The following is a 23527-nucleotide window of genomic DNA, read 5'->3' as shown; positions in this document are numbered from 1 at the left end:
GGCATCCCTGTCGGGGCTCGGTCTCTGGAGTGTCAATGCGTGCGGCAGCGCCGGCGGATGCGGCGCGCCGTGTCGCAGCATGCCGTTGCGTCAGGCCGCCTCGTAGGCGCCGTAGCTGCGCAGGCGGCGGTAACGATTTTCAAGCAACTCGGAGATCGGCAGCCGTTCCAGCGCGTCGAGCTCTTTCATCAGCACGGCCTTCAGGCGGATCGCGGTCTGGTGCGGATTGCGATGCGCACCTCCGATCGGCTCGCGCACCAGCTTGTCAATCAGGCCCAGGCTGAGCAGGCGCTTGGCGGTCAGGCCGAGTTGCTCGGCCGCGTCGCGCGCCTTGCCGGCGTCCTTCCACAGGATCGATGCGCAGCCTTCCGGCGAGATCACCGAATAGGTGCTGTATTCGAGCATCAGCGTGCGGTCGCCGACGCCGATCGCCAGCGCGCCGCCGGAGCCGCCTTCGCCGATCACCGTGCAGATGATCGGGGTCTTGAGCTCGGCCATCTCCATCAGGTTGCGGGCGATCGCCTCGGATTGTCCGCGCTCCTCGGCCCCGATGCCGGGATAGGCGCCCGGGGTATCGATGAAGGTCAGCACCGGCAGCTTGAAGCGCTCGGCCATCTTCATCAGCCGCAGCGCCTTGCGGTAGCCCTCGGGGCGCGGCATGCCGAAGTTGCGGCGGACCTTGGACTTGGTGTCGCGGCCCTTCTGGTGGCCGATGATGACGACGCTGCGGCCGTTGATGCGGCCCAGGCCGCCGACGATCGCGGCGTCGTCGGCATAGGCGCGGTCACCGGCCAGCTCTTCGAACTCGTCGCAGAACACCCGGATGTAGTCGTTGGTGTAGGGGCGTGCCGGGTGCCGGGCCAGTTGCGAGACCTGCCATGGCGTCAGGTCGCGGAAGATGTGCGCGGTGCGCTTGCGCAGCTTGTCCTGCAGGGCGTGAAGCTCGGCATCCATGTTGACCGCGGGGCCGTTGCTGGCCTGGCGCAGGTCGTGGATCTTCGCCTCGAGATCGGCGATGGGTTGTTCGAAGTCGAGGTAATTTGGATTCATGTAAGGGCAAGCCCTGGGCCAGAGGCCGGAAAGTGGACAGTTTAACGGACGGCACCGGAAACGACCGTACGCCCGGGTTTGGAAGGGGCGCGCTGGAAGCGCGCTGGCCGTGGTGGGTGCTGGCCTCAGCCGCTGGTCCAGGGGCGCGTCAGGTTCAGGCGCACCTGCCTGACGCCGGGCAGTGCGCGCAGCGTGCCCGGCAGCGCGGCATCGACGCGCACGCCGTGGCTGCCGTTGATCGCCAGCGTGCCGGCGGCGCCCTTGGGCAGCAGCAGGTCGTAGCGCAGTGCGGTCTGCCCGGGCCGGCGCTGCGACAGCAGCGATTCGACCTGTTCCAGGGTGCCGTCGACGCGCAGGTCGAGCTGCAGCGCCAGGCCCTGCGCGTGCTGCTGGCAGACCACGTCGAAATCCCAGGCCCGGCGTGCCCGCAGCGCGAAGCCGCCGCTGAACTCGTCCTCGCGCAGGCCGCCTTCGATGACCAGGATGCGGTCGCGGGTCAGCAACTGCGAATTCTCGAAATAGGCCTCGGCGAAGAACGCGCACTCCAGCCGCCCGCGACCGTCCTCGATCTGCACGAAGGCCTGCGATTCGCCACGCTTGCGCATGCCCATGACCTGGCCGGCCAGGATCACCGTGGTTTCCGGGCGCCAGCTCTTGCCGGCCTTGTCGTCCTTGCGCGCAGCCCAGATCTCGTCGAGCTGGCCCAGGTGGTGGCCCACCAGTCCCTTGAGTTCATCGCGATACGGATCCAGCGGATGCCCGCTGAGGTAGTGCCCGAGGGTCTCGCGTTCGCCGTTGAGCTTCTGCTGCAGCGGCCATTCCGCGCAGGTTGGCAGGTCGATGTGGATATCGGGCGCGCCGCCGCCGCCGAACATGTCGAAGATGCCCGCATCGCGGTTCTTGGCGATCTGGTCGGTGGCCTTCAGCACTTCCGGCAGCTGCAGCATCAGCGATGCGCGATTGCCGGCCAATGCATCGAGGGCGCCGGCATTGATCAGCGCTTCGAGCGTGCGCTTGTTCAGTTTGCCGGTGTCGATGCGCTTGCAGAAATCGAACAGGTCTTCGAAGCCGTTGCCGCGCGCCTCGACCACGGCCTCGCAGGCGCCGCGACCGACACCCTTGACCGCACCCAGGCCATAGCGGATGGTGCCCCGGCTCGCTTGCGAACCGGGGGCTGGATTGCTGTCGATCGCTTCGAACATGTAGCCGGAGGAATTGACGTCGGGCGGCAGCACGTCGATGCCCTGCGCGCGGCATTCGTCGAGGAACATCACCACCTTGTCGGTGTTGTCCATGTCCGACGACAGCACCGCGGCCAGGAACTCGGCCGGGTAATGCACCTTCAGCCATGCGGTCTGGTAGGCGACCAGCGCATAGGCGGCCGAGTGCGACTTGTTGAAGCCGTACTCGGCGAATTTTTCCATCAGGTCGAAGATCGAGGTCGCGACCTTCGGGTTGACGCCGTTCTCGGCCGCGCCGGCTTCGAACTTGGCGCGCTCCTTGGCCATTTCCTCGGCCTTCTTCTTGCCCATCGCGCGACGCAGCAGGTCGGCGCCGCCCAGCGAATAGCCGGCCAGGACCTGGGCGATCTGCATCACCTGTTCCTGGTAGACGATCACACCGTAGGTCGGGCTGAGCACCTGCTCCAGCGAGGGGTGCGGATAGCTGACCTCGGTGCGGCCATGCTTGCGATCGACCCATTCCTTGTCCATCCCCGATCCCAGCGGACCGGGACGGAACAGCGCGGCGAGCGCGATGATGTCTTCGAAGGTATCGGGCTGCGCGCGCTTGAGCAGCTCGCGCATGCCGCGCGATTCGAACTGGAACACTGCGACGGTGTCGCCGCGCGCGAACAGCTGGTAGCTGGGCACGTCGTCGAGCGGCAGCGCGTCGATGTCGAGCAGCGCCTCGCCCGCGCGTGCGCGGCGCTTGTTGATCGCCTTCACCGCCCAGTCGATGATCGTCAGCGTGCGCAGGCCGAGGAAGTCGAACTTGACGAGGCCGATGGCTTCGACGTCGTCCTTGTCGAACTGGGTCACCGGATTGCGGCCACGGCCGCCTTCGTCGTGTTCGGCGAACAGCGGGCAGAAGTCCGACAGCGGCGTCGGCGCGATCACCACGCCGCCGGCGTGTTTGCCGGCATTGCGCGTCAGGTCCTCGAGCTCGAGCGCGAGGTCGAGCAGGTCGCGGACGTCGTCTTCGTCGTTGTAGCGCGCGATCAGTTCGTCGGAACGCCAGGCATCGTCGCTGCGCGACTTGTCGGTACGGCCGAGTGCGTCCTCCAGGCCGATGCCCAGCGTCATCGGCACCAGCTTTGCGATGCCGTCGACCATGCCGTAGGGATAGCCGAGCACGCGTCCGGCATCGCGGACGACGGCCTTGGCCGCCATCGTGCCGTAGGTGATGATCTGGCTGACGCGGTCGCGGCCGTACTTCGCCGCGACGTAGTCGATGACCTCGTCGCGACGGTCCATGCAGAAGTCGATGTCGAAGTCGGGCATCGACACGCGTTCCGGATTCAGGAAGCGCTCGAACAGCAGGTCGTAGGGCAGGGGATCGAGGTCGGTGATGCCCAGCGCCCACGCCACCAGCGAACCGGCACCGGAACCACGGCCCGGCCCGACCGGAATGCCGTTGGCCTTGCCCCAGTTGATGAAGTCCGCAACGATCAGGAAGTAACCCGGGAACCCCATCTTGATGATGACGTCGAGTTCGGTCTCCAGGCGCGCGTCGTAGCTGGCGCGGTCGTGGCCCGGTGCCATCGGGTGCTTGGAAAGACGCTTCTCCAGCCCGTCGCGCGACTCCTTGCGGATCCAGCTGTCCAGCGTCTCGTCGGCCGGCACCGGGAACGCAGGCAGGTAGTAGGTGCCCAGCTGCAGTTCGAGGTTGCAGCGCTGCGCGAGTGCGAGGGTGTTGTCGATCGCATCGGGAATGTCGGCGAACAGCGCCGCCATGTCCTCGCTGCTTTTCAGGAACTGGCCGGGCGCGTAGTCGCGCGGGCGCTTGGGATCCTCGAGCACGCGTCCGGACGCGATGCAGACGCGCGCCTCATGCGCGTTGAAGCCCTCGGCATCGAGGAAGCGGACGTCGTTGCTGGCGATCAGCGGCAGGCTGCGCTCGACCGAGGCCTGCAGGGCAAAGGCGTTGAAGTCGGCCTCGCCGTCCAGGCCGCAACGCGTCACCTCGAGGTGCAGGCGATCGTCGAAGACCTGCTGCCAGCCGGCCAGCCACTGGTTGGCGGCCTGGTCGCGGCCACCGGACACCAGTTGCCCGGCGTGGCTGTGACGACCCACCAGCGCGAACAGGCCGAGGTTGAGCTCCTGCAGCCATTCCGGCCGCACCACGACGCCGTCATGGCGATGGCCTTCCATCCAGGCGCGGGTCAGCAGGCGCGACAGGCTCAGGTAGCCGTCGCGGTCGCGGCACAGCAGGGTCATCGGCCAGGCCGGGGCGTCGCCGTCGGCCATCATCACGTCGGCGCCGGCGATCGGCTTGATGCCGGCGCTTTCGGCCGCGCGATAGAACTTGACCAGCGCGAACAGGTTGTTGCGATCGGTCAGTGCGACCGAGGGCTGTCCGAGGGCAGCGCTACGCTTGACGAGATCCGGGATGCGGATCGTCGAATCGGCCAGCGAGTACTCGCTGTGCAGGTGGAGGTGGACGAATCGTTGGGACATCGGCAGGCCGGCTGTAGCCTGTCAGGGTAGGTCCGCGAGGCAGTCCGGACAAGGCTTGACAGTCCACTGCCTGCGGATCAGCCGGCGGCATCCGCCGATGCCCGCACACGCCGGAACATGCCGCAACACCAGGCCGACGCCCGCAGTGACGGGGGCCGGCGCGGGGTAGCGTCCTGCGCCAGCATGCAGGCCCGTCGGCGCGGCCCGCCGTTGCCGTTCAGTCTTCCAGCGGCGTCATGCCCAGTGAGGCGACGACCTGTTCGCGGGGCACCACCCGGCGATGCCCCTTGCCGTCGGTCGAGGCGACGTGCAGGCGCAGCCAGTCCTCGCGGCTGAAGCTGAACGCGTGGTCCTCGCAGCCGCGCAGTTGCGCTTCCAGGTGGCGCACGCGGCAGAAGTCCAGGTAACTGTCGACTTCGCCCGACAGCAACGGCCACGCCGCCTCGATCAGGATCGCGTCGTCGAGCCAGCCCAGGCGCGGCAGCTTGTCGGGGATCAGGTCGAGGGTGCTGTGGACGTAGTCCATGACCAGGCGCGCGGCGTCGCGGCAGTCCTCGGCCAGGTCCCAGGTGGGGTCGGCGATCATGACGTTGAGCACGGACGCCCGACGCATCCGGGCGATGATCCAGGCCGGTGTCGCGTTGTTGGCGGTCGCCGATGCCAGGCAGCGTGCGAAGTCGGTCAGCGCGTCCAGGGTCAGTGGCGACTGGCCGAGCCGGCGCAGCAGGCGGTTGAAGCGGTCCAACGCGCCCTGGTCGATCGGATAACTGCCGATCATGCGCCGGCTGCCGCGGGTCGCCTTGCCAGTGCCGCCCGTGTGGCTGGCGACTCCGCTGCTGCAACAGCTGGACGGTCCGCTGCCGCCGCGAATGCGGTGACTGGCCTCGATCGAGACCTTGCTGCCGGGCGAGTGGGGAGACGGATGGTCGGGTCGCCGGCGGCCGGCGGCCAGGGTGTTCACGATTGCGTTCACGTGCAGTCCTCATGTCCAGGCGCCCGGGGGATGGAGCGCGTGACCAGCATCGGTGCGCTTTCCCGTTGGGGTCATGAGGGAGTTAGGATGTTTTCGTGAGCCAAGTCTGATGATGGTGCGATGACATGAGCACGGACGGACCATGACCGACGAAGCCGCCGATCAGGGACTTCCGGGCGTCGTCGCGGCCGGTCCTGGCGCAGCGGGCCCTGGGGCAGCGGGTCCTGGGGCAGCCGGGCGTGCAGCGGACTCGGTGTCGCCCGGACGCTTCTGTTTCGGCGACATCGTCGTCGAGGAGGCTGCGCACCTGTTGTTGCGGGCCGGCGAGCCCCAGGCAGTCGAGCCCAAGGCCTTCGCCGTGCTGCTGGCATTGCTGCGGCGACCGGGCGAACTGGTCGGCCGCGAGGCGCTGATCGACCAGGTCTGGGGCCATCGCCACGTGACGCCGGGCGTGCTGACGCGTGCAGTGGCGCAATTGCGCAACGCGATGGGCGACGACTCGCAGCAGCCGCGCTACATCCAGACCCAGCACGGCGTGGGCTACCGTTTCGTCGGCGCGTTGCTGCAGCAGCATGCCCGCCTCGACGAGGTGCTGCCGGCCGACGTTATCGCAGACACCGAGGTCGGTTCGGGCGCTGGATCGACTTCGGGCCGGCCCTGGGACGTCGGCAGCGGCGACCGCAGCGGAGCGGCTGCCCGGCCATCGCCCCGGCATTGGACGATGCGCACCTGGATGACGGCCTCGTTGCTGGCCATCGGTATTGTCATCGCGACGCTGTGGTGGCAGCAGCAGGCGGCGGCGCCTACCGGGCGGGGCGAGGCCTCGGTGGCGATCCTGCCGTTCACGACGCTGGGCGGGGAGCGCGACGATGATTACTTCGCCGAAGGCCTGGCGGTGGAAATGCACGATGCCCTGGCCGGCGTGGCGGGATTGAAGGTTGCTGCACCGTTGTCTCCGGCCAGTCCTGCGAGCCGCGAGACCGACGTGCGCAAGCTGGGCGCGCTGCTGGGTGTGTCGGCGGTGCTCGACGCCAGCGTGCGCCGCGAGGGCGAACGCCTCCGGATCAGTGCGCGCCTGTCCGATACCCGCACCGGTTTCACGGTCTGGAGCCAGGTCTACGACCGCGAACGCACGGGCGTGTTCGCGACCCAGACCGAAATCGCCAACGAAGTCGTCGGCGCGCTGCTGCAGGTGTTGCCCGAGCGCAGCGAAGCGTTGTCGCGGAAGCTGACGCCGACCCGCAACGTGGTCGCCTTCGATGCCTACCTGCGCGGCATGCAGCAATTGCGGCTGGCCGCCAGCAGCGGCAACGTCGACGACGCGATCGCGTTCTTCAACGGCGCGTTGAAGGAAGATCGCGGTTTCGCGAAGGCGCAGGCCGGCATCTGCCGCTCGGAACTGGTCAGGTTTGGCAGCCGTCGCAACGCGGAGTCGCTGGCGCATGCCCGGGTCGCCTGCGAGCTGGCGCGCGACATGGATCCGGGGTCCAGCATCGCCAGCCTTGCGCTGGGCGACCTGTATCGCACGCAGGGCGACGACAAGCAGGCACTCGCGCAGTACGCGCTCGCGCTGAAGGATCCCGCGCGTTGGCCGGGCGCCTATACCGGCATCGCGCAGATCCACGCAACGCGTGGCGAGCACGCCCAGGCGTTGACGTATTTCCGCAAGGCCATGCAGGCAAGCCCGGGCAATGCCGCGATCCATAGCCGGCTGGGTTACCAGCAGTACCTGCAGGGCGACCTGGAAGGCGCGATCGAGAGCTATCGCGCCGCAGTGCGCTTCCGGCCCGACGATGCGGTGGTCTGGAGTACGTTGGGCGGCCTGTACCTGAGCATCGGCGACCACCGTCTTGCGGCCGAGGCGTTCGAGCGTTCGATCAGCCTGCAACCGACGGCAGGCGTGCTCAGCAACTATGGCGAACTCAAGTTCCTGCAGCGCGAGTACCCGGCGGCGGTGAGCCTGCTGCGACGCGCCGTCGAGCTCGATGCCGGCGACCTGCTGGTCTGGGGTAACCTGGGCAATGCATTGCTGGCGGAATCGGGAGGCGCCGATTCGGCGGCGGCAACCACCGCATTCGGTCGCGCGGTCGAGATCTCCACGGACTATCTCGCGCTCAATCCCGACGATGCGGTCGCGATGGCCGCCACCGGCTGGTACATGGCCAACCTGGGCATGACCCGGCAGGCGCGTGAGATGGTGGCGCGTGCCGAAGCGCTGGGCACGGCAGCGGGTGAGGCCAGCCTGCTCAATGCGCAGACCCTGCACGCGCTTGGTGATGAGGAGGACGCGCGCAAGCGCCTGGACACGGCGCGCCGTGCAGGGATCCCGGAAAGGCGGATTGCCGGCAATCCGTTTCTGGCCGTGTCCGTGGCGGAGCGTCGGCAATAGGCGCGGCATTTCGAACAGAAGAAACAGCGGAGCACCACCGCAGGCGCGCCAGGGTACGAAGGCTTCGGCAAGCGCATTACGGCAAGCGCACTACCGCAAGAGCGGCAAGGCAAGAGCACCACGGCTGTACACAGATGCGCGACGCTGGAGTTCCGGACGTCGCTTCACGAGACGATGGCATCGCGACAGATGCCGATGGAGGTGGAAGATGGTGTCCCCGACAGAATCCGAAACGGCGGCAGGCGCTCAGCAGGACGTGGTGATCGACATCGCACGCGATGCGAATGGGGGATGGACGCTGCAACCGGAGGCGGTCCATCTGCAGGATGTCGACCGCGTCGTCTGGCGCAGCATTGCGTCGGATGGCGGTGCCGCCGCTGCATTCCGCGTCGTGTTCCAGTCGGGTCCGGCGCAGCCATTCGCCGAGGCCGCTGGTGCGCCGCTGCCGTTGTCATCATTGCCCGGCGACGAGGCGGATGCGGACGGGAACGGTAGTCCCGCTGCGTGGCGACTGGTGTTGCGTTCGGGCGCCGGCCATGCGGTCGCGGCGAAGATCGCGCCGGGCCTGGCAGACGGGCGTTATGTGTTCACGGTGATCGTCGGCGCGGATGCCGATTTTCCGGAAGGCCAGGTGCAGGGCGTGCTCGACAAGACTCCGCTCGCAGGTACGCCGATCATCGTGGTGTCCTCGGATCCGCCGCTGATGTAGAGCGCGTTCGCGTCCTGCACCCGGGCAAGGCCGCTGCGACTACCAGGGCAACGATTGTTGTACCGGCGAGAAGCTGCGGCGATGTTGCGGGCAGGGACCATGCGCGCGCAGCAGGGACAGGTGCGTGGCCGTGGGATATCCCTTGTGCTGGTCGAAACTGTATTGCGGCCATTGTGCGTGCAGTTCCAGCATGTGGCGGTCGCGTGCGACTTTGGCCAGGATCGACGCGGCCATGATCGCAGGGTCGATCGCATCGCCACCGACCAGCGCTTCCGCCTCGCATGGCAGATCGCGCGGCAGGCGGTTGCCGTCGATGCGCGCCAACTGCGCGGCCGGCGACAGCGCCTGCAGGGCGCGGCGCATGCCGATCAGCGTGGCCTGCAGGATGTTGAGCGTGTCGATCTCGGCGACTTCGACGAACTCGATGCGCCAGGCCAGGGCCTGTTCGACGATCAACGGATACAGCCGCTCGCGACGTTTTTCCGAGAGTTTCTTGGAGTCGTCGAGCCCATCGATGCGGCGCGCGGGATCCAGGATCACCGCAGCGACGACGACGGGGCCTGCCAGCGGGCCGCGGCCGGCTTCGTCGACGCCTGCGACCAGCACCGTGTGACGTGGCGGCGCAACGATCATGCAGGCATGCCGCCCATCGTCGGTGCAGTCGGTAACAGTTCGGCGATCGCATCGGCCGCCGACTGCGAGGCGTTGCGACGCAGGGCCTGGTGCAGCGACTGGTAGCGGGGTTCCAGCGCGACCACCGCGTCCGGCGAGCGGAACCAGTGCAGGATCGCGTCCGCGAGTGCGTCGGGCGTGCAGTCGTCCTGCATCAGCTCCGGTGCGATGGTCTCGCCGGCCAAGACATTGGGCAGGGCGTAGCGATCCACTTTCAGCATCCCCAGGCCCTTGACGATGCGATAGGTCGTCGGCGCGATGCGGTAACCGACGACCATGGGCCGCTTGGCCAACATGGCTTCGAGCGTGGCGGTGCCCGACGCCAGCAGGATGACATCCGAGGCGATCATCGCGCTGCGGGCGTTGCCGTCGAGCAGATGCACCTGCCCGCTGGGCAGCGAGGCCTGTTCGAGCTGGCGCTCGATCGCCTGCCGGCAGGCCGCTGTTGCGGCGGGGATCACGATCTGCAGGCCGGGGACCTGTGCGGCGACGCGCGCCGCAGCAGCAAGGAAGATATCGCCAAGTCGCGCGATCTCGCCCAGCCGCGAGCCCGGCAAGACCGCAAGTACGGCCGCACCGTCAGGCAGGCGCAGCGCTTCGCGCGCGGCTGCGCGGTCGGGATGCATCGGCATGACATCGGCAAGCGGATGACCGATGAAGCGCGCATCGACGGCGTGGCGCGCATAGATCGCCGGCTCCATCGGGAACAGGCACAGCACGCGATCGGCGCTGCGTCCGATCTTCGCCGCACGCTTCTCGCGCCAGGCCCAGACCGACGGGCTGACATAGTGCACGGTGCGGATGCCGCGCTGCTTGAGCGCGCGCTCCAGGCCGAGATTGAAATCGGGCGCGTCGATGCCGATGAAGACACCGGGTCGCCATTGCAGCAGGCGTTTGCGCAGCGCGCGACGCAGGCCGAGCAGGCGCGGCAGGTGGCGCAGCACTTCGCTCAAGCCCATGACCGCGAGTTCGGACGCATCATGCCAGTCGTCGAAGCCGGCCGCGCGCATCGCGTCGCCGCCGACACCGGCAAAGACGGCGTCGGGGAAGCGCTCGCGGAGTGCATCGATCAAGCTTGCGCCCAACAGGTCGCCCGAAGCCTCACCCGCGACCAGGGCGATACGCAGGGGCGGCGCGCCGGGAGGGCGGGGCGCGAAAGTGGTGGTGTGGCTGGAAGCGGCGAGGGAATCGAGTGCGGTCCCTGCAATCGACCGGTTTGAGGCAAAGGGCGACGTCGTTCCGGCGCCCGATTCCGGATGCCCGGTTCCCTGTGTCATCTCAACAGCGGCCGTTCGCCGCGCTCGATGAAATCGAGGAATGCACGGACGTCTTCGCTGTCCGCAGCCAACGTCGCCAGTTGTTCGCGTGCTTCGGCGAGGCTGGCGCCGGACATGTACAACGCGCGGTAGGCGCGCTTGATCGCGGCGGTGCGCTCGCTGTCGAAGCCGCGCCGCTTCAAACCCTCGGCATTGATGCCGCGTGGCCGGCCATAACCGTCCTGCGCGACCATGACGAACGGCGGCACATCGCCGTTGACGAATGCGCCCATGCCGATGAACGCATGCGCGCCGATGCGGCAGAACTGATGGATCCCGGCGAAACCGCTGAGGATCACGTGATCGCCCACCTCGACATGTCCGGCCAGCGTCGCGTTGTTGGAGAACACGCAGTGGTTGCCGACGACGCAGTCGTGGGCGACATGCGTATAGGCCAGCAGCCAGTTGTCGTTGCCGATGCGGGTGACGCCGCCGCCTTCGCCGGTGCCGCGATTGATCGTGACGAACTCGCGGATGGTGTTGCGGTCGCCGATGTCAAGGCCGACGCGCTCACCGCGGAACTTCTTGTCCTGCGGCTCGCCGCCGATCGCGGCATGGCCATGGACATGGTTTTCGCGACCGATGCGGGTCGGCCCCAGGACGCTGCAATGCGGCCCGATGATACTGCCGTCGCCGATCTCGACATCGGCGCCCACGATGGTGAACGCACCGATGACGACATCCTTGCCGATCCGTGCAGACGGATCGACGATCGCGGAAGCATGGACCCGCGGGGCGGCCGCCATCGATCAGCCCTTCGACTCTGCGCAGAGGATCTCCGCGCGTGCGACCTGTACGCCGTCGACGCGGGCAACGCCGTCGTACAGCATCATGTTGCGGATCTCGCGCTTGATGGTGACATCCAGTTCCAGGCGATCGCCCGGCACCACCATCTTCGAGAATTTCGCCGCATCGACCTTGACCAGGTAGGAGGGCGTGCCGTCATAGACGGATCCGCGCACCAGGTGGCTGAGGATGCCGCCGGCCTGCGCCAGCGCTTCGATGACCAGCACGCCCGGCATCACCGGGCTTTCCGGGAAGTGGCCCTGGAAAAACTGCTCGTTCCCGGTCACATTCTTGTAGGCCACGATGTGGCGTGTCGCAGCGTCGAATTCGACGACGCGATCAACCAGCAGGAACGGGTACCGGTGGGGCAGCAGTACCCTGATGCGATTGATATCAATTGGAAGTACAACGTCCTGGCTCATTCGTCCCCCTTGCCAAGGGCGCCGACACGACGTGTCAGCGCATCCAGATGCTTGAAGCGCGCGGCGTTCTTGCGCCACGAGCGGTTGTCCATCAAAGGCGTACCGGAAGAATACTCCCCCGGCGCGCTGATCGAGTGGGTGACCAAGCTCATCGCCGTCACCACCACCCGGTCGCAGATTTCGATATGGCCGACGACGCCGGCGCCACCACCGATCATGCAGTAGCGTCCGATCCGCGCGCTGCCAGCGACCGCGGTACATCCGGCGATAGCGGTGTGCGCGCCGATGCGGACGTTGTGGCCGATCTGGATCTGGTTGTCGAGGCGGACATCGGCTTCGAGCACCGTGTCTTCCATCGCGCCGCGGTCGATCGTGGTATTGGCGCCGATCTCACAATCATCGCCGATGTCCACGCCGCCCAGTTGCGGCACCTTGATCCAGTGCGGGTCGCCATCCTGCGGCCGATCCATCGCCAGGCCGAAGCCATCGGCACCGAGGACCGCGCCAGGGTGGACCAGCACGCGGCGGCCGATGCGGACCCGCTTGACCAGCGTGACCCGGGCGACGAGCTCGCTGCCGTCATCGATCCGGCAGTCCTCGCCGATCACGCATCCGGGACCGATGCGGACGCCAGCGCCGACATGCGTGCGCGCCCCGATGCTGACGAAGGCGGCGATGCTGGCATCCGCAGACACGAGGGCAGTGGGATCGATGTCGGCACTGGCATGGATGCCCGGGGCAAACCGGCTGCGATGCTCGAACAACGCCGAAATCTTCGCGAAGGCGACATACGGGTCGCGCGCGACCAGTGCGGTTCCGGCGAAGGCGGCGGCATCGTCCGCGCGCAGGACCACGACGCTGGCCCTGGCCTCCGCCAGTTGCGGGCGATAACGCGGGTTGGCCAGGAACGCAAGCTGTCCTGCGCCGGCGGACGCCAGCGTCGAGACGCCGCTGACGACGACGTCGTCGTCGCCAGAGACCTCCAGCGCGAAGCGTTCCGCCAGTTCCCTCGCGGAATAGGACGGGGAAGCCGGCAGCGGATTGCTCATGCCAGGTGATGCGTCAGAACGCGCCGCCGAACGTGAACTGCAGGCGTTCGAGTTCGTCGCCGTCCTTCTTGCGCATCGGGAACGAGTAGCTGATCGAGATCGGGCCGACCGGTGCGCGCCACATCAGCGCGATACCCGCCGAGCTGCGCAGCTCGCTGGTCTCGAAGGTGTCGACGTTCTTGAAGACGTTGCCGAAGTCGACGAACGCCGAGACACGGGCGGCCGGCGACTTGATTAGCTGCGGGAAGAACATCTCCAGCGAGCCGACGGTCTTCAGCGCGCCACCGATCGGTTGCAGGTAGGTGCTGCCTTGAGCAGACTCTCGTGGACCCAAGGTGTTGTCGCGGAAGCCGCGCACCGAGCGCGCGCCGCCGGCGTAGAAGTTCTCGTAAAAAGGCAAGCCAGTCGCGACCAGCGTTTTCACATACTGCGAGCCGTCGGCGCAGCCATTGGTGCCGGCGTTGGTCGCTGCGTTGGTTGATCCGCCGGTTGGATCCAGCGGCTCTGTCGGCAGCGGTCGGCAGAAGGTCTGGAAGACGTCGTCGCCATAGCTGTCACCGTAGCCGACCTCGACACGGGTATTGAGCACCAGTGCGCGGGTGATCGGCCAGTACTTGGAGAACTCGTAGTTGAACTTGAAGTACTCGGCGGTCGAGCCGGGCAGCGTGGCCTCCAGGCTGACGCGCTGCATCGTGCCGCGCGTGGGCTGCAGGTAATCGTTGCGCGAATCGCGCGCCCAGGCGAGTTCTGCGCGCCAGGCGTGGAAGGTGCGCGAACCGAAGGCATCGATGTAGTCGACGATCGAATCCGGCGAGGAGCCGCGCCAGGCGTAGATCTGGTTGCGGTCGATGCCGAACAGCGCCGAGATGCTGTCGGTTTCGGTGATCGGGATGCCGAGCACGGTCTGCATCGCGGCGTTCGTCGACGAGTACTGCGCGGTGTTGAACTCGGAGTTGTCGAATTCGCGCCACCACAGGTTGTAGCCCAGCGACAGGCCGTCCTCGGTGAAGTACGGATTCATGAACGAGAACGCGTAGCGCTGCAGGTAGACGTTGCGCTGCGCCTCGACCGAGACCCGGTTGCCGCTGCCGAGGAAGTTGTTCTGCGACAGCTGGATCGACGTGGTCACACCGCTGAGCTGCGAGTAACCCAGGCCGAACACGAAGCTGCCCGACGTGGTTTCGGTGACGTTGAAGACGACGTCGACTTCGTCGTGGCTGCCGGCGACCGGCTGGGTCTCGACATTGACGCTGCCCGATTCGAAATAGCCCAGGCGTTGCAGGCGGATCTTGGAGCGGTCGATCGCGGCCTGCGAGAACCAGCTGCCTTCGAACTGGCGCATCTCGCGGCGCATCACTTCGTCGGATGTGCGGTTGTTGCCCTTGAACACGATCCGGCGGACGTTGACGCGCGGGCCCGGCACGACCTGCAGCTTGATGTCGACGGTGCGGTCGGTGCGATTGACTTCCGGGATCGGATTGACCTGCGCGAACGCATAGCCGATGTTGCCGAGCGTGGCCGTGATCGAATCCGACGTCAGTTCCAGCAACGCGCGCGAGAACGTCTGCTCGGGCTTGACCAGCACCAGGCGCTCGACGTCTTCCTTCGGCAGCACGGTGTCGCCGGTCAGTTCGACCGACGAGACCTTGTAGATCTCGCCTTCGGTGATGCCGGCCGAGATGTACATGTCGCGCTTGTCGGGGCTGATCGAGACCTGGGTGCTGTCGACGCTGAAGTCGATGTAGCCACGGTCGAGGTAGTAGTTGTTGAGCTTCTCGAGGTCGCCCGACAGCTTTTCCTTCGAGTACTGGTCGTCGCGGCGGTACCAGCTGAGCCAGTTGCTTTCGCGCGATTCCCAGGAATCGGTCAGTACTTCCTGTTCGTAGAGCTCGTTGCCGACCAGGTTGACGTGGCGGATCTTGGCGGCCTTGCCTTCCTTGATCTTGATCGCGACGTCGACGCGGTTGCGGTCCAGGCGCGACACCGTCGGCGTGATCTCCACGCTGTACTTGCCGCGGTTGTTGTACTGGCGCGTCAGTTCCTGGGTGACCTTGTCGAGCGCAAGGCGGTCGAAGGTCTCGCCCTCGGCCAGGCCGATGTCGGTCAGGCCCTTGGTCAGGTCTTCGGTCTTGATGTCCTTGTTGCCGTCCAGCGTCAGGCGGTTGATCGCCGGGCGCTCGGAGACGGTGACGACCAGGATGTTGTCCTGGCGGCCGATCTGGATGTCTTCGAAGAAGCCGGTCTTGTACAGCGCCCGGATGGCTTCGCCGATGCGGGTCGGGGTGACGGTGTCGCCACGCTCGATCGGCAGGTAGGTGAACACCGTGCCTGCGCCGATGCGCTGCAGGCCGTCGATGCGGATGTCGCTAACCGTGAAGCTGCCGGGGACGGGCGCCTGCACGCCGCCGGGTACCGCGAAGGCCGCGTTGGGGTCAACCGACTGTGCCCAGACTGGAGCGGCGATAGCCGAGGCAAGAGCGAGGGCAAGCAGTCGGCGGGAAGGCGTTCGCGTCATCATGAAGTCCGGATTGTGGTTCGATCCATTGCCTGACGCGCAATGGGAGGGTCTAAAGCAGGGCATCAGCGCACCAGTTGCAGGATGTCGTTGTAGAACGCCAGGCCCATCAAGCTAGCCAACAACGCCAAGCCGACATATTGCCCGGCGACCATCGCACGTTCGCTTAACGGGCTGCCTTTGACCAACTCGATAAGGTAATACATCAGGTGTCCGCCGTCCAAAAGCGGGATCGGCAGCAGGTTCAGGATCGCCAGGCTCAGCGACAGCATCGCCAGGATCGTCAGATACCAGGCAACACCCTGATTGGCATAGACATTCGCGGCCCGCGCGATGGTGATCGGGCCGGCGATGGTGTTCTCGATGGCGATCCGCCCGGTAAACGCCCGGCCGACCATGCCCACCAGCTGGCTGGTCAGATGTCCGATTTCCTTGAATGCCATCGGCACCGCGGCCACCGGGCCGTACTGCTGCAGCGCGTCCTTGTCCGGCAGGGCCAGGTTCGCCGGGGGCTCGACGCCAACGATCCAGCGGGTGCTGCCGTCGGTGTCGGTATAGCGGCCGGGGGTGAAGGGCAGGGCCAGGCGCTCGCCGTCGCGCTGGACTTCGATCATCGCCTCGCCGCCGCGCTCGCCCAGGGTCCGGACGGCGGGGGCGATCTGGTTGAACGCCTCGATCGGGGTCCCGTCGATGGCGGTGATCTGGTCGCCTTCGGCAAGCACGCCCCAGGCTGCGGTATCGGGCATGACCTTGCCGACCAGGGCCGGCATCAGCAGGTGCCGCGGTAGCAAGCCGATCGACTGGATCACCCGGCGCTGGTCGAAATCCTTTGGCAGGCGCGACAACGGCAGCACGACCGTGCGTTCGCGGCCGTCGGCATCGACGACCGCCAGCGGCACGTCTTCATGGTCCAGTGCCGCAGGCAGCAGGGCCATCTGCAGTTCCATCCAGGTCGGGGTCGCGCGCGCTCCGACCGACAGCACGCTGTCGCCCCGACGCAGCCCGGCTTCGGCCGCGATGCCGTCGACCTGGCCGACCACCGGCTGGTAGTCCGGGCGGCCGATGACAAACATCGCCCACAGCAGCAGGAAGCACAGCAGCAGGTTGGCCGCGGGGCCGGCGGCGACGATCGCGATCCGCTGCCAGACCGACTTGCGGTTGAAGGCCTGGTCGACGTCGGCGGCCGCGACGTGGCCCTCGCGCTCGTCGAGCATCTTCACGTAGCCGCCCAGCGGGATCGCCGCGAGCCGGTATTCGGTGCCGTCGCGGGCGGTCCGCGACCACAGCGCGTTGCCGAAGCCTACCGAGAAACGCAGCACCTTGACCCCGCAACGACGCGCGACCCAGTAATGGCCGAACTCGTGGAAGGTGACGAGAATGCCGAGGCTGACGATCAGCCACCATACCGAGCCCAGAAAATCAGTCATCGCACTGGCTCATCGAAGCGCTGGCTCATCGAAAGGCACCGGAGGTCACGGCATCCATGGCGCTGCGCCTGGCCTGCGCGTCGGCATCGCGCAGGATCTCCAGTGACGTGGCGGGCAGGACGGGAAACGCCGCGAGGGTGGATTCCACCAGCGCGGCAATGGACAGGAAACCGATCTGCTGCTGAAGAAACGCTGAAACGGCGATTTCATTGGCCGCGTTCAGGATTGCCGGGGCGGTGCCGCCGGCCGCCAGCGCTTCGCGGGCCAGCCGCAGGCACGGGAATGCGTCGGTATCGGGCGCCTCGAAGTCGAGCCGCCCCTGGGTCAGCAGGTCCAGGCCACCGACGCCGGAGGCGATCCGTGTCGGCCAGCCCAGGCCGACGGCCAGCGCGGTGCGCATGTCCGGCAGGCCGAGCTGGGCCAGGGTGGAGCCGTCGACGAATTCCACCAGCGAGTGCACCAGGCTCTGCGGATGCACCAGCACCGCCAGCCGGGTGTCGGCCAGCGAGAACAGGTGGTGGGCCTCGATCAGCTCCAGCCCCTTGTTCATCAGCGTCGCCGAATCGACCGAGATCTTCGGTCCCATCGACCACTTGGGGTGTGCCACGGCCTGTGCCGGCGTCACGTCCCGCAACTGGTCGCGGGTCCAGCCGCGGAACGGGCCGCCGGATGCGGTCAGCGTGACCCTGCGCACCTCGACTCCGGCGGGTTGCCCGTGCAGGCACTGGAAGATCGCGTTGTGCTCGCTGTCGATCGGGACGATCGTCGCACCGGCCCGGTGCGCAGTGGACATCAGCAGCTCGCCGGCCAGCACCAGCGATTCCTTGTTGGCCAGCAGCAGTCGCTTGCCGGCCGATGCGGCAGCCAGCGTCGAATCCAGGCCGGCGGCCCCGACAATCGCGGCCACCACGGTGTCGCAGTAGCGGTCGGCCACCAGCGCGCACAGCGGCGCCAAGCCTGCGTGCGCCCGGGTCTCCAGGCCCGCGGCCTGCAGGCCGTCGCGCAGCGCGACGAACAGCTCCGGATCGGCGATGACCGCGTGGTCCGGTCGGTGCCGGGCGCAAAGGTCGACCAGCGCCCCGACATTCGACCCTGCCGCGACCACACTGGCGCGCATCGTCTCCGGATGGCGGGCAATGACGTCGAGTGCGGACGTACCGATCGAGCCGGTGGCACCAAGGACGGCGATGCGCTGCATCAGAAGCCGAGCCAGATCTTTCCGACCGCGAACACCGGGAGCGCGGCCAGCACGCTGTCGAGGCGGTCCAGCACGCCGCCATGGCCCGGAATCAGGGTGCCGGAATCCTTGACCCCGGCATGCCGCTTGAGCAGGCTTTCGAACAGGTCGCCGACCACCGAGAACAGCACCGTCAGCAACGCCACCAGCGCCACCAGCGGCAACTGACCGAGGCTGGCGCCCGCCAAGGGCGCCGCGGCGACCGCGACCAGCACGCCTGCGACGACGCCGCCAAGCAGGCCTTCGATGGTCTTGTTCGGACTGATGACCGGGGCCAGCTTGCGCTTGCCGAACTTGCGACCGGCGAAGTACGCGCCCGAATCGGTGGCCCAAACGATCGCCAGCGCGACCAGCAGCCAGCGGTTGCCATGCTCGCCGGTGGGCTGGCCGGCATGGATCAGGGCCATCGCGCACCAGGCCGGGACGACGCTGAGCGTGCCCGCGGCGAGCTTGAACACCCGGGCATGGGTATCGTGGTCGGAAGCGAAGCGGCTGTGCCGCAGCCACAGGATCGCCAGCAGCCACCAGACCACGCCGATGACTGCGGTCAGCTTGAACAGCACCAGCGAGCCCCCGGAGTCGTCCGGCGAGGCCCAGACCAGCGCGGCCATCAGCAGCAGGTTGGCGACCAGCAGGATCGTCCGCGACAGGGTGTCGTCGATTTCGGCCAGGCGGAACCATTCCCACAACGCCAGCAGGAACAGCACGGCGCTGAGGGCGACCATCCAGGGCGTGGACAGCAGCAGCACGGCGGCGATCGCCAGCGGTGCCATGACCAAGGCGGCAAGTACCCGGGTTTTCGTCATCCGGTGGAGCTCCCCGTGATGGGTTGAACGGCAGGTGCGAGGGCGGCAGGCGGGTTTGAAGGCCCGGTCCTGCTGGATGCGACCTGTTCGCCGGTCAATCCGAAACGCCGTTCGCGCGAGGCATACGCCGAAATGGCGGCCTGCAGTGTGGCGGCATCGAGTTCGGGCCACAACGTCTCGGTGAACCACAGCTCGGTATAGGCGAGCTGCCAGAGCAGGAAGTTGCTGATGCGGTAGTCGCCACCAGTGCGGATGAACAGGTCGGGCGCCGGCAGGTCGGACAGTGCCATCCGCGACGCCACCGCGGCCTCGTCGATGTCCTGCGGCTGCAGCCGTCCCGCGGCGACGTCCTCGGCCAGGCTGCGTGCCGCCTGCGCGATGTCCTGGCGGCCGCCATAGCTGGCCGCGATCGACAGGTGCAGGCGGTTGTTGTGGCGGGTGCGGGTCTCGGCGTCGGCCATGCGCTGCAGGATCGTCGCGCTGAAGCGTTCGCGCTCACCGATGAAACGGATGCGCACGCCACGTCGTTCCAGTTCGCCGACCTCGCGCTCGAGCGCGTTGAGGAACAGCTTCATCAGCGCGCCGACTTCCTCTTCCGGACGCCCCCAGTTCTCGCTCGAGAACGCGAACAGCGTCAGCGCCGAGATGCCGGCATCCAGGCAGTAGTCGATGCAGATGTTGACGGCCCGCGCACCGGCGCGATGGCCGATCATCCGCGGACGCTTGCGGCGTGCGGCCCAGCGGCCATTGCCATCCATGATCACCGCCAGGTGGCGGGGCACGGGACCTGGGCTGGGAGAAGGGGAGTCGTTCAAGGAAAGTCCGTGGGCATCGCTGCCGGGCAGAAGGAAAGTGTCGCGGTGCGGGCTTCGATACCGCCAGCCGGACACCCCATGCACGGTCTCCTCAGACCGACATCAGTTCCACTTCCTTGGCCTTGATCACTTCGTCGACATCCTTGATCGCCTTGTCGGTGATCTTCTGGATCTCGTCCTCGCCACGGCGCTCGTCGTCCTCGGAGATCGACTTGTCCTTCAGCAGCTCCTTGACCTGCTGGATCGCGTCGCGGCGGACATTGCGGACGGCGACCTTGGCATCTTCGCCTTCCTTGAGCACCTGCTTGGTCAGGTCGCGACGGCGCTCTTCGGTCAGCGGCGGCAGGTTCAGGCGGATCACGGTGCCCATCACGGTCGGGGTCAGGCCGAGGTCGGAGGCGTAGATCGCCTTCTCGACGTCCTTGATCATGCCCTTGTCGAACAGGGTGATGACCAGCGAGCGGCCTTCCGATACCGAGATGCTGGCCACCTGGTTGAGCGGGGTGTCGGCGCCGTAGGCCTTGACCTTGATGCCGTCCAGCAGGGCCGGGGAGGCGCGGCCGGTCCGGATGCTGGTCAGGGTATGACGCAGCGCGTCAATGCTCTTGCCCATGCGCGCCTGCGCGTCTTTCTTGATGTCGTTGATCATCGCCGGAAGTCCATCGTGAATCAGAATCGGGCGATTATAGGTCAATCCACCTGCCAGCCGTGGCCGTGTCGGGGATCGTACCCGGCCGCGTGCGGCGCGCGCGGCTGTCGCCTGCGGGGGGATCGCCCGCAGGCGGCGTGGATGCTCAGAGGCGGCCGCGTACCAGGGTGCCGATCGGCTCGCCCTTGAGGATGCGCAGCAGTACGCCCGGCTGGCTCATGTCGAAGATCCGCAGTGGCAGGTCGCTGTCACGGCACAGCGCGAACGCGGCAGTATCCATGACCTGCAGGTTGCGCGAGAGCACCTCGTCATAGGTCAGCTCGTCGAAACGTTTGGCATCGGGGACCTTCTTGGGGTCGGCGTCATAGACGCCGTCGACCTTGGTCGCCTTCAGCAGCAGGTCGGCACCGATCTCGATCGCGCGCAGGGCGGCGCCGGAGTCGGTGGTGAAGAACGGGTTGCCGGTGCCGGCGGCGAAGATCGCGATCCGGCCCTTCTCGAGGTGGCGGATCGCGCGTCGGCGGATGTAGTCCTCGCAGACGTCGTTGATCTTGATCGCGCTCATCACGCGGGCGCGGGCACCGAGCTTCTCAAGCGCGTCCTGCATCGCCAGCGCATTGATGACGGTGGCCAGCATGCCCATCTGGTCGCCGGTGACCCGGTCCATGCCGCCTGCCGCAAGGCCCGCGCCGCGGAAAATGTTGCCGCCGCCGACCACCACGCCCACTTCGGCCCCGGCCTGCTGCGCTTCGATGACTTCGCGCGCCAGCCGGCTGATGATCTTGGGGTCGATGCCGTAGTCCTCGTCGCCCATCAGCGCCTCGCCGGAAAGTTTCAACAGGACGCGGCGATAGGCAAGTTGGGACATGGGACTCTCCGGGTGGGCAAACAGGATGATTCTATCCGATGCGACGCCCGCGCGTGGATCACACGGCATGTCGGGGCGCGTCGTCGGAAGGGTGGTGGGACGCGCTTGCCGGCGTGCTGGCCAGCGCGGCGCCGGGGCGATCGCGCAGGCGGTGTCCGGCATCCGGGTTGCTGCGGCAACCGTGGAAGCCAGACAACAAAAAACCCGCTGTCGCCAGCGGGTTTCTTGTACGCGCGGACCGCGCAACGCGCGCGGCGCGGTGATCAGGCCAGGCCGGCCTGCTTCATCACTTCGGCAGCGTAGTCTTCCACCACCTTCTCGATGCCCTCGCCGACGGCCAGGCGCTTGAAGCCGACGACTTCGGCGCCAGCGGCCTTCAGCACGGCTTCGACCGACTTGTCGGTGTCGAGCACGTAGGGCTGGCCGTACAGGCTGACTTCGTTGACGATCTTGGCCAACTTGCCGCCGATGATCTTTTCCAAGATGTCGGCCGGCTTGGCCTTGTCCTTCTCGGACATCTTGGCCAGCTCGATCTCTTTTTCCTTGGCGATGAAATCGGCTGGGACGTCGGCGGCCTTGTTGTACGGCGGGTTCATCGCCGCGACATGCATGGCCAGGCCACGCGCCAGGTCTTCGTTGCCGCCCTTGAGCTCGACCAGCACGCCGATGCGACCGCCATGGATGTAGCCGGCGATGTTGTTGGCGGTGTCGATGCGGACCAGACGACGGACCTGCACGTTCTCGCCGACCTTGGCGATGACGGCGGCGCGGGTTTCCTCGACGGTCTCGCCGGACGGCAGCTTGGTCGCCTTCAACGCGTCGGCATCGGCCGCGCTGTCGAGGGCGGCCTGCGCCACGGTCTCGGTGAAGGCCAGGAAGTTGCTGTCCTTGGCGACGAAGTCGGTCTCGGAGTTGATCTCGACCAGCACGGCCTTGCCGTCGGCCTGGGCCAGCGCGATGCGGCCTTCGGCGGCGACGCGGTCAGCCTTCTTGTCGGCCTTGGCCAGGCCCGACTTGCGCAGCGCTTCGGCCGCGGAGTCGATGTCGCCTTTGCTCTCGGTGAGTGCCTTCTTGCACTCCATCATGCCGGCGCCGGTGCGCTCGCGCAGTTCCTTGACCAGGGATGCGGTGATTTCCATTGGGACCTCTGAATTCGTGTGGAGTAGGGCGGGCCTTGGCCCGCCGTCTTGACACCGGCAGCCAGCGGGTCGCGGACGACCCGCCCGGGGCTGGCAGCGCGCTGCCATGCACGTTGGCATGGCAGCGTGTCGCGGCGATTACTCGGCCGCGGGAGCGTCCGTGGCGGCAGGGGCCTCTTCGGCCTTGCCTTCGACGGGCTTCTTGCCGCGCGGGGCGCGACCCGACTTCTCGCCACCTTCGGCGAACTCTTCCTCGCGCACGCTGGCGGCGCTCGGCGCGGCGGCCTTGCCTTCCAGCACGGCGTCGGCGGCGGCACCGGCGTACAGCTGCACGGCGCGGATGGCGTCGTCGTTGCCCGGGATGGCGTAATCGACCAGGGCCGGGTCGTAGTTGGAGTCGACGACAGCGATCACCGGGATGCCGAGCTTCTTGGCTTCCTTGATGGCGATGTCTTCATGGCCGATGTCGATGACGAACAGGGCGTCGGGCAGGCGGTTCATGTTCTTGATGCCGCCCAGCGAGGCTTCCAGCTTGTCGCGCTCGCGGCGCAGGCCCAGCACTTCGTGCTTGACCAGCTTCTCGAACGTACCGTCGGTCTCGGCCGCTTCCAGTTCCTTCAGGCGCGACACCGACTTCTTGACGGTGGCGAAGTTGGTCAGCGTGCCGCCCAGCCAGCGCTGGGTCATGAACGGCATCCCGCAACGCTCGGCTTCTTCCTTGATCGGCTCGCGCGCGCTGCGCTTGGTGCCGATGAACAGGATCATGCCGCGCTTCTGTGCGATCGACGAGATGAAGTTCATCGCGTCGTTGAACAGCGGAACGGTCTTCTCGAGGTTGATGATGTGGATCTTGCCGCGGGCGCCGAAGATGTAAGGGGCCATCTTCGGGTTCCAGTAACGGGTCTGGTGGCCGAAGTGGACGCCTGCTTCGAGCATCTGGCGCATGGTGATCTGGGGCATGGTGGAACTCCTGGATGGGAACCGGCCGCCCATGAGGTTGGGGCGGTGCACGCTGCAGGGCAGGGCGC

Annotated in this window: 19 protein-coding genes; 2 read left to right on the top strand and 17 right to left on the bottom strand. The window is 67.1% G+C overall.

The window, feature by feature from the left end; all coding sequences use genetic code 11:
- Positions 1-90 precede the first annotated feature (90 nt).
- The 3 genes from ACYX7E_RS05725 to ACYX7E_RS05715 form a co-directional block, all read right to left on the bottom strand.
- Positions 91-1050, bottom strand: coding sequence for an acetyl-CoA carboxylase carboxyltransferase subunit alpha (locus ACYX7E_RS05725; RefSeq protein ID WP_462079611.1), 960 nt, complete (start codon positions 1048-1050; stop codon positions 91-93).
- Between the two features lie 125 nt (positions 1051-1175).
- Positions 1176-4727 (bottom strand): DNA polymerase III subunit alpha, encoded by a 3552-nt coding sequence (gene dnaE / locus ACYX7E_RS05720; protein ID WP_462079610.1) that lies wholly within the window; start codon positions 4725-4727, stop codon positions 1176-1178.
- 217 nt (positions 4728-4944) lie between these two features.
- Positions 4945-5700 carry a DUF1232 domain-containing protein gene (locus ACYX7E_RS05715; RefSeq protein WP_462079609.1) on the bottom strand — a complete coding sequence of 252 codons (756 nt, stop codon included), beginning with the start codon at positions 5698-5700 and terminating at the stop codon, positions 4945-4947.
- Between the two features lie 253 nt (positions 5701-5953).
- Here ACYX7E_RS05715 and ACYX7E_RS05710 point away from each other — a divergent pair, with 253 nt between their 5' ends.
- A complete protein-coding gene (locus ACYX7E_RS05710) occupies positions 5954-8089 on the top strand; it encodes a tetratricopeptide repeat protein (RefSeq protein ID WP_462079608.1) in 2136 nt (711 codons plus the stop codon).
- A gap of 208 nt (positions 8090-8297) precedes the next feature.
- A complete protein-coding gene (locus ACYX7E_RS05705) occupies positions 8298-8798 on the top strand; it encodes a hypothetical protein (RefSeq protein ID WP_462079607.1) in 501 nt (166 codons plus the stop codon).
- Positions 8799-8837: 39 nt separating this feature from the next.
- On the opposite strand, the gene rnhB is transcribed toward ACYX7E_RS05705, so the two are convergent.
- The 14 genes from rnhB to rpsB all read right to left on the bottom strand — a co-directional run bounded on the left by rnhB (position 8838) and on the right by rpsB (position 23459).
- Positions 8838-9431 carry a ribonuclease HII gene (gene rnhB / locus ACYX7E_RS05700; RefSeq protein ID WP_462079606.1) on the bottom strand — a complete coding sequence of 198 codons (594 nt, stop codon included), beginning with the start codon at positions 9429-9431 and terminating at the stop codon, positions 8838-8840.
- Complete coding sequence (lpxB, locus tag ACYX7E_RS05695) at positions 9428-10747, bottom strand: lipid-A-disaccharide synthase (protein WP_462079605.1); 1320 nt, start codon at positions 10745-10747, stop codon at positions 9428-9430. The genes rnhB and lpxB overlap by 4 nt, the downstream gene beginning before the upstream one ends.
- Positions 10744-11532, bottom strand: coding sequence for an acyl-ACP--UDP-N-acetylglucosamine O-acyltransferase (lpxA, locus tag ACYX7E_RS05690; RefSeq protein WP_462079604.1), 789 nt, complete (start codon positions 11530-11532; stop codon positions 10744-10746). The genes lpxB and lpxA overlap by 4 nt, the downstream gene beginning before the upstream one ends.
- A gap of 3 nt (positions 11533-11535) precedes the next feature.
- Positions 11536-11994 (bottom strand): 3-hydroxyacyl-ACP dehydratase FabZ, encoded by a 459-nt coding sequence (gene fabZ / locus ACYX7E_RS05685; RefSeq protein WP_462079603.1) that lies wholly within the window; start codon positions 11992-11994, stop codon positions 11536-11538.
- Positions 11991-13043 (bottom strand): UDP-3-O-(3-hydroxymyristoyl)glucosamine N-acyltransferase, encoded by a 1053-nt coding sequence (gene lpxD, locus ACYX7E_RS05680; protein ID WP_462079602.1) that lies wholly within the window; start codon positions 13041-13043, stop codon positions 11991-11993. The genes fabZ and lpxD overlap by 4 nt, the downstream gene beginning before the upstream one ends.
- A 13-nt stretch (positions 13044-13056) precedes the next feature.
- Positions 13057-15558, bottom strand: a complete 2502-nt coding sequence (bamA, locus tag ACYX7E_RS05675) for an outer membrane protein assembly factor BamA (RefSeq protein ID WP_462079601.1) — start codon at positions 15556-15558, stop codon at positions 13057-13059.
- A gap of 65 nt (positions 15559-15623) precedes the next feature.
- On the bottom strand, positions 15624-16985 hold the full coding sequence (rseP, locus tag ACYX7E_RS05670) for an RIP metalloprotease RseP (RefSeq protein ID WP_462079600.1): 1362 nt from the start codon (positions 16983-16985) through the stop codon (positions 15624-15626).
- 25 nt (positions 16986-17010) lie between these two features.
- Positions 17011-18183 carry a 1-deoxy-D-xylulose-5-phosphate reductoisomerase gene (gene dxr / locus ACYX7E_RS05665; protein WP_462079599.1) on the bottom strand — a complete coding sequence of 391 codons (1173 nt, stop codon included), beginning with the start codon at positions 18181-18183 and terminating at the stop codon, positions 17011-17013.
- Positions 18183-19028 (bottom strand): phosphatidate cytidylyltransferase, encoded by an 846-nt coding sequence (locus tag ACYX7E_RS05660; protein ID WP_462079598.1) that lies wholly within the window; start codon positions 19026-19028, stop codon positions 18183-18185. The genes dxr and ACYX7E_RS05660 overlap by 1 nt, the downstream gene beginning before the upstream one ends.
- Complete coding sequence (uppS, locus tag ACYX7E_RS05655; protein ID WP_462079597.1) at positions 19025-19843, bottom strand: polyprenyl diphosphate synthase; 819 nt, start codon at positions 19841-19843, stop codon at positions 19025-19027. Before uppS ends, ACYX7E_RS05660 begins: the two co-directional genes overlap by 4 nt.
- Positions 19844-19934: 91 nt before the next feature.
- Entirely contained in the window at positions 19935-20492 is a 558-nt protein-coding gene (frr, locus tag ACYX7E_RS05650; protein ID WP_462079596.1) for a ribosome recycling factor, read from the bottom strand.
- A 145-nt stretch (positions 20493-20637) separates the two neighbouring features.
- Entirely contained in the window at positions 20638-21360 is a 723-nt protein-coding gene (gene pyrH / locus ACYX7E_RS05645) for a UMP kinase (RefSeq protein ID WP_462079595.1), read from the bottom strand.
- A gap of 263 nt (positions 21361-21623) precedes the next feature.
- Positions 21624-22499 carry a translation elongation factor Ts gene (gene tsf, locus ACYX7E_RS05640; RefSeq protein ID WP_462079594.1) on the bottom strand — a complete coding sequence of 292 codons (876 nt, stop codon included), beginning with the start codon at positions 22497-22499 and terminating at the stop codon, positions 21624-21626.
- Between the two features lie 138 nt (positions 22500-22637).
- Positions 22638-23459, bottom strand: a complete 822-nt coding sequence (gene rpsB, locus ACYX7E_RS05635; protein WP_462079593.1) for a 30S ribosomal protein S2 — start codon at positions 23457-23459, stop codon at positions 22638-22640.
- Between the last annotated feature and the right edge of the window lie 68 nt (positions 23460-23527).

The organism is Luteimonas sp. RIT-PG2_3, from assembly GCF_054902115.1.
This window is presented reverse-complemented; position numbering and strand designations above follow the sequence as displayed.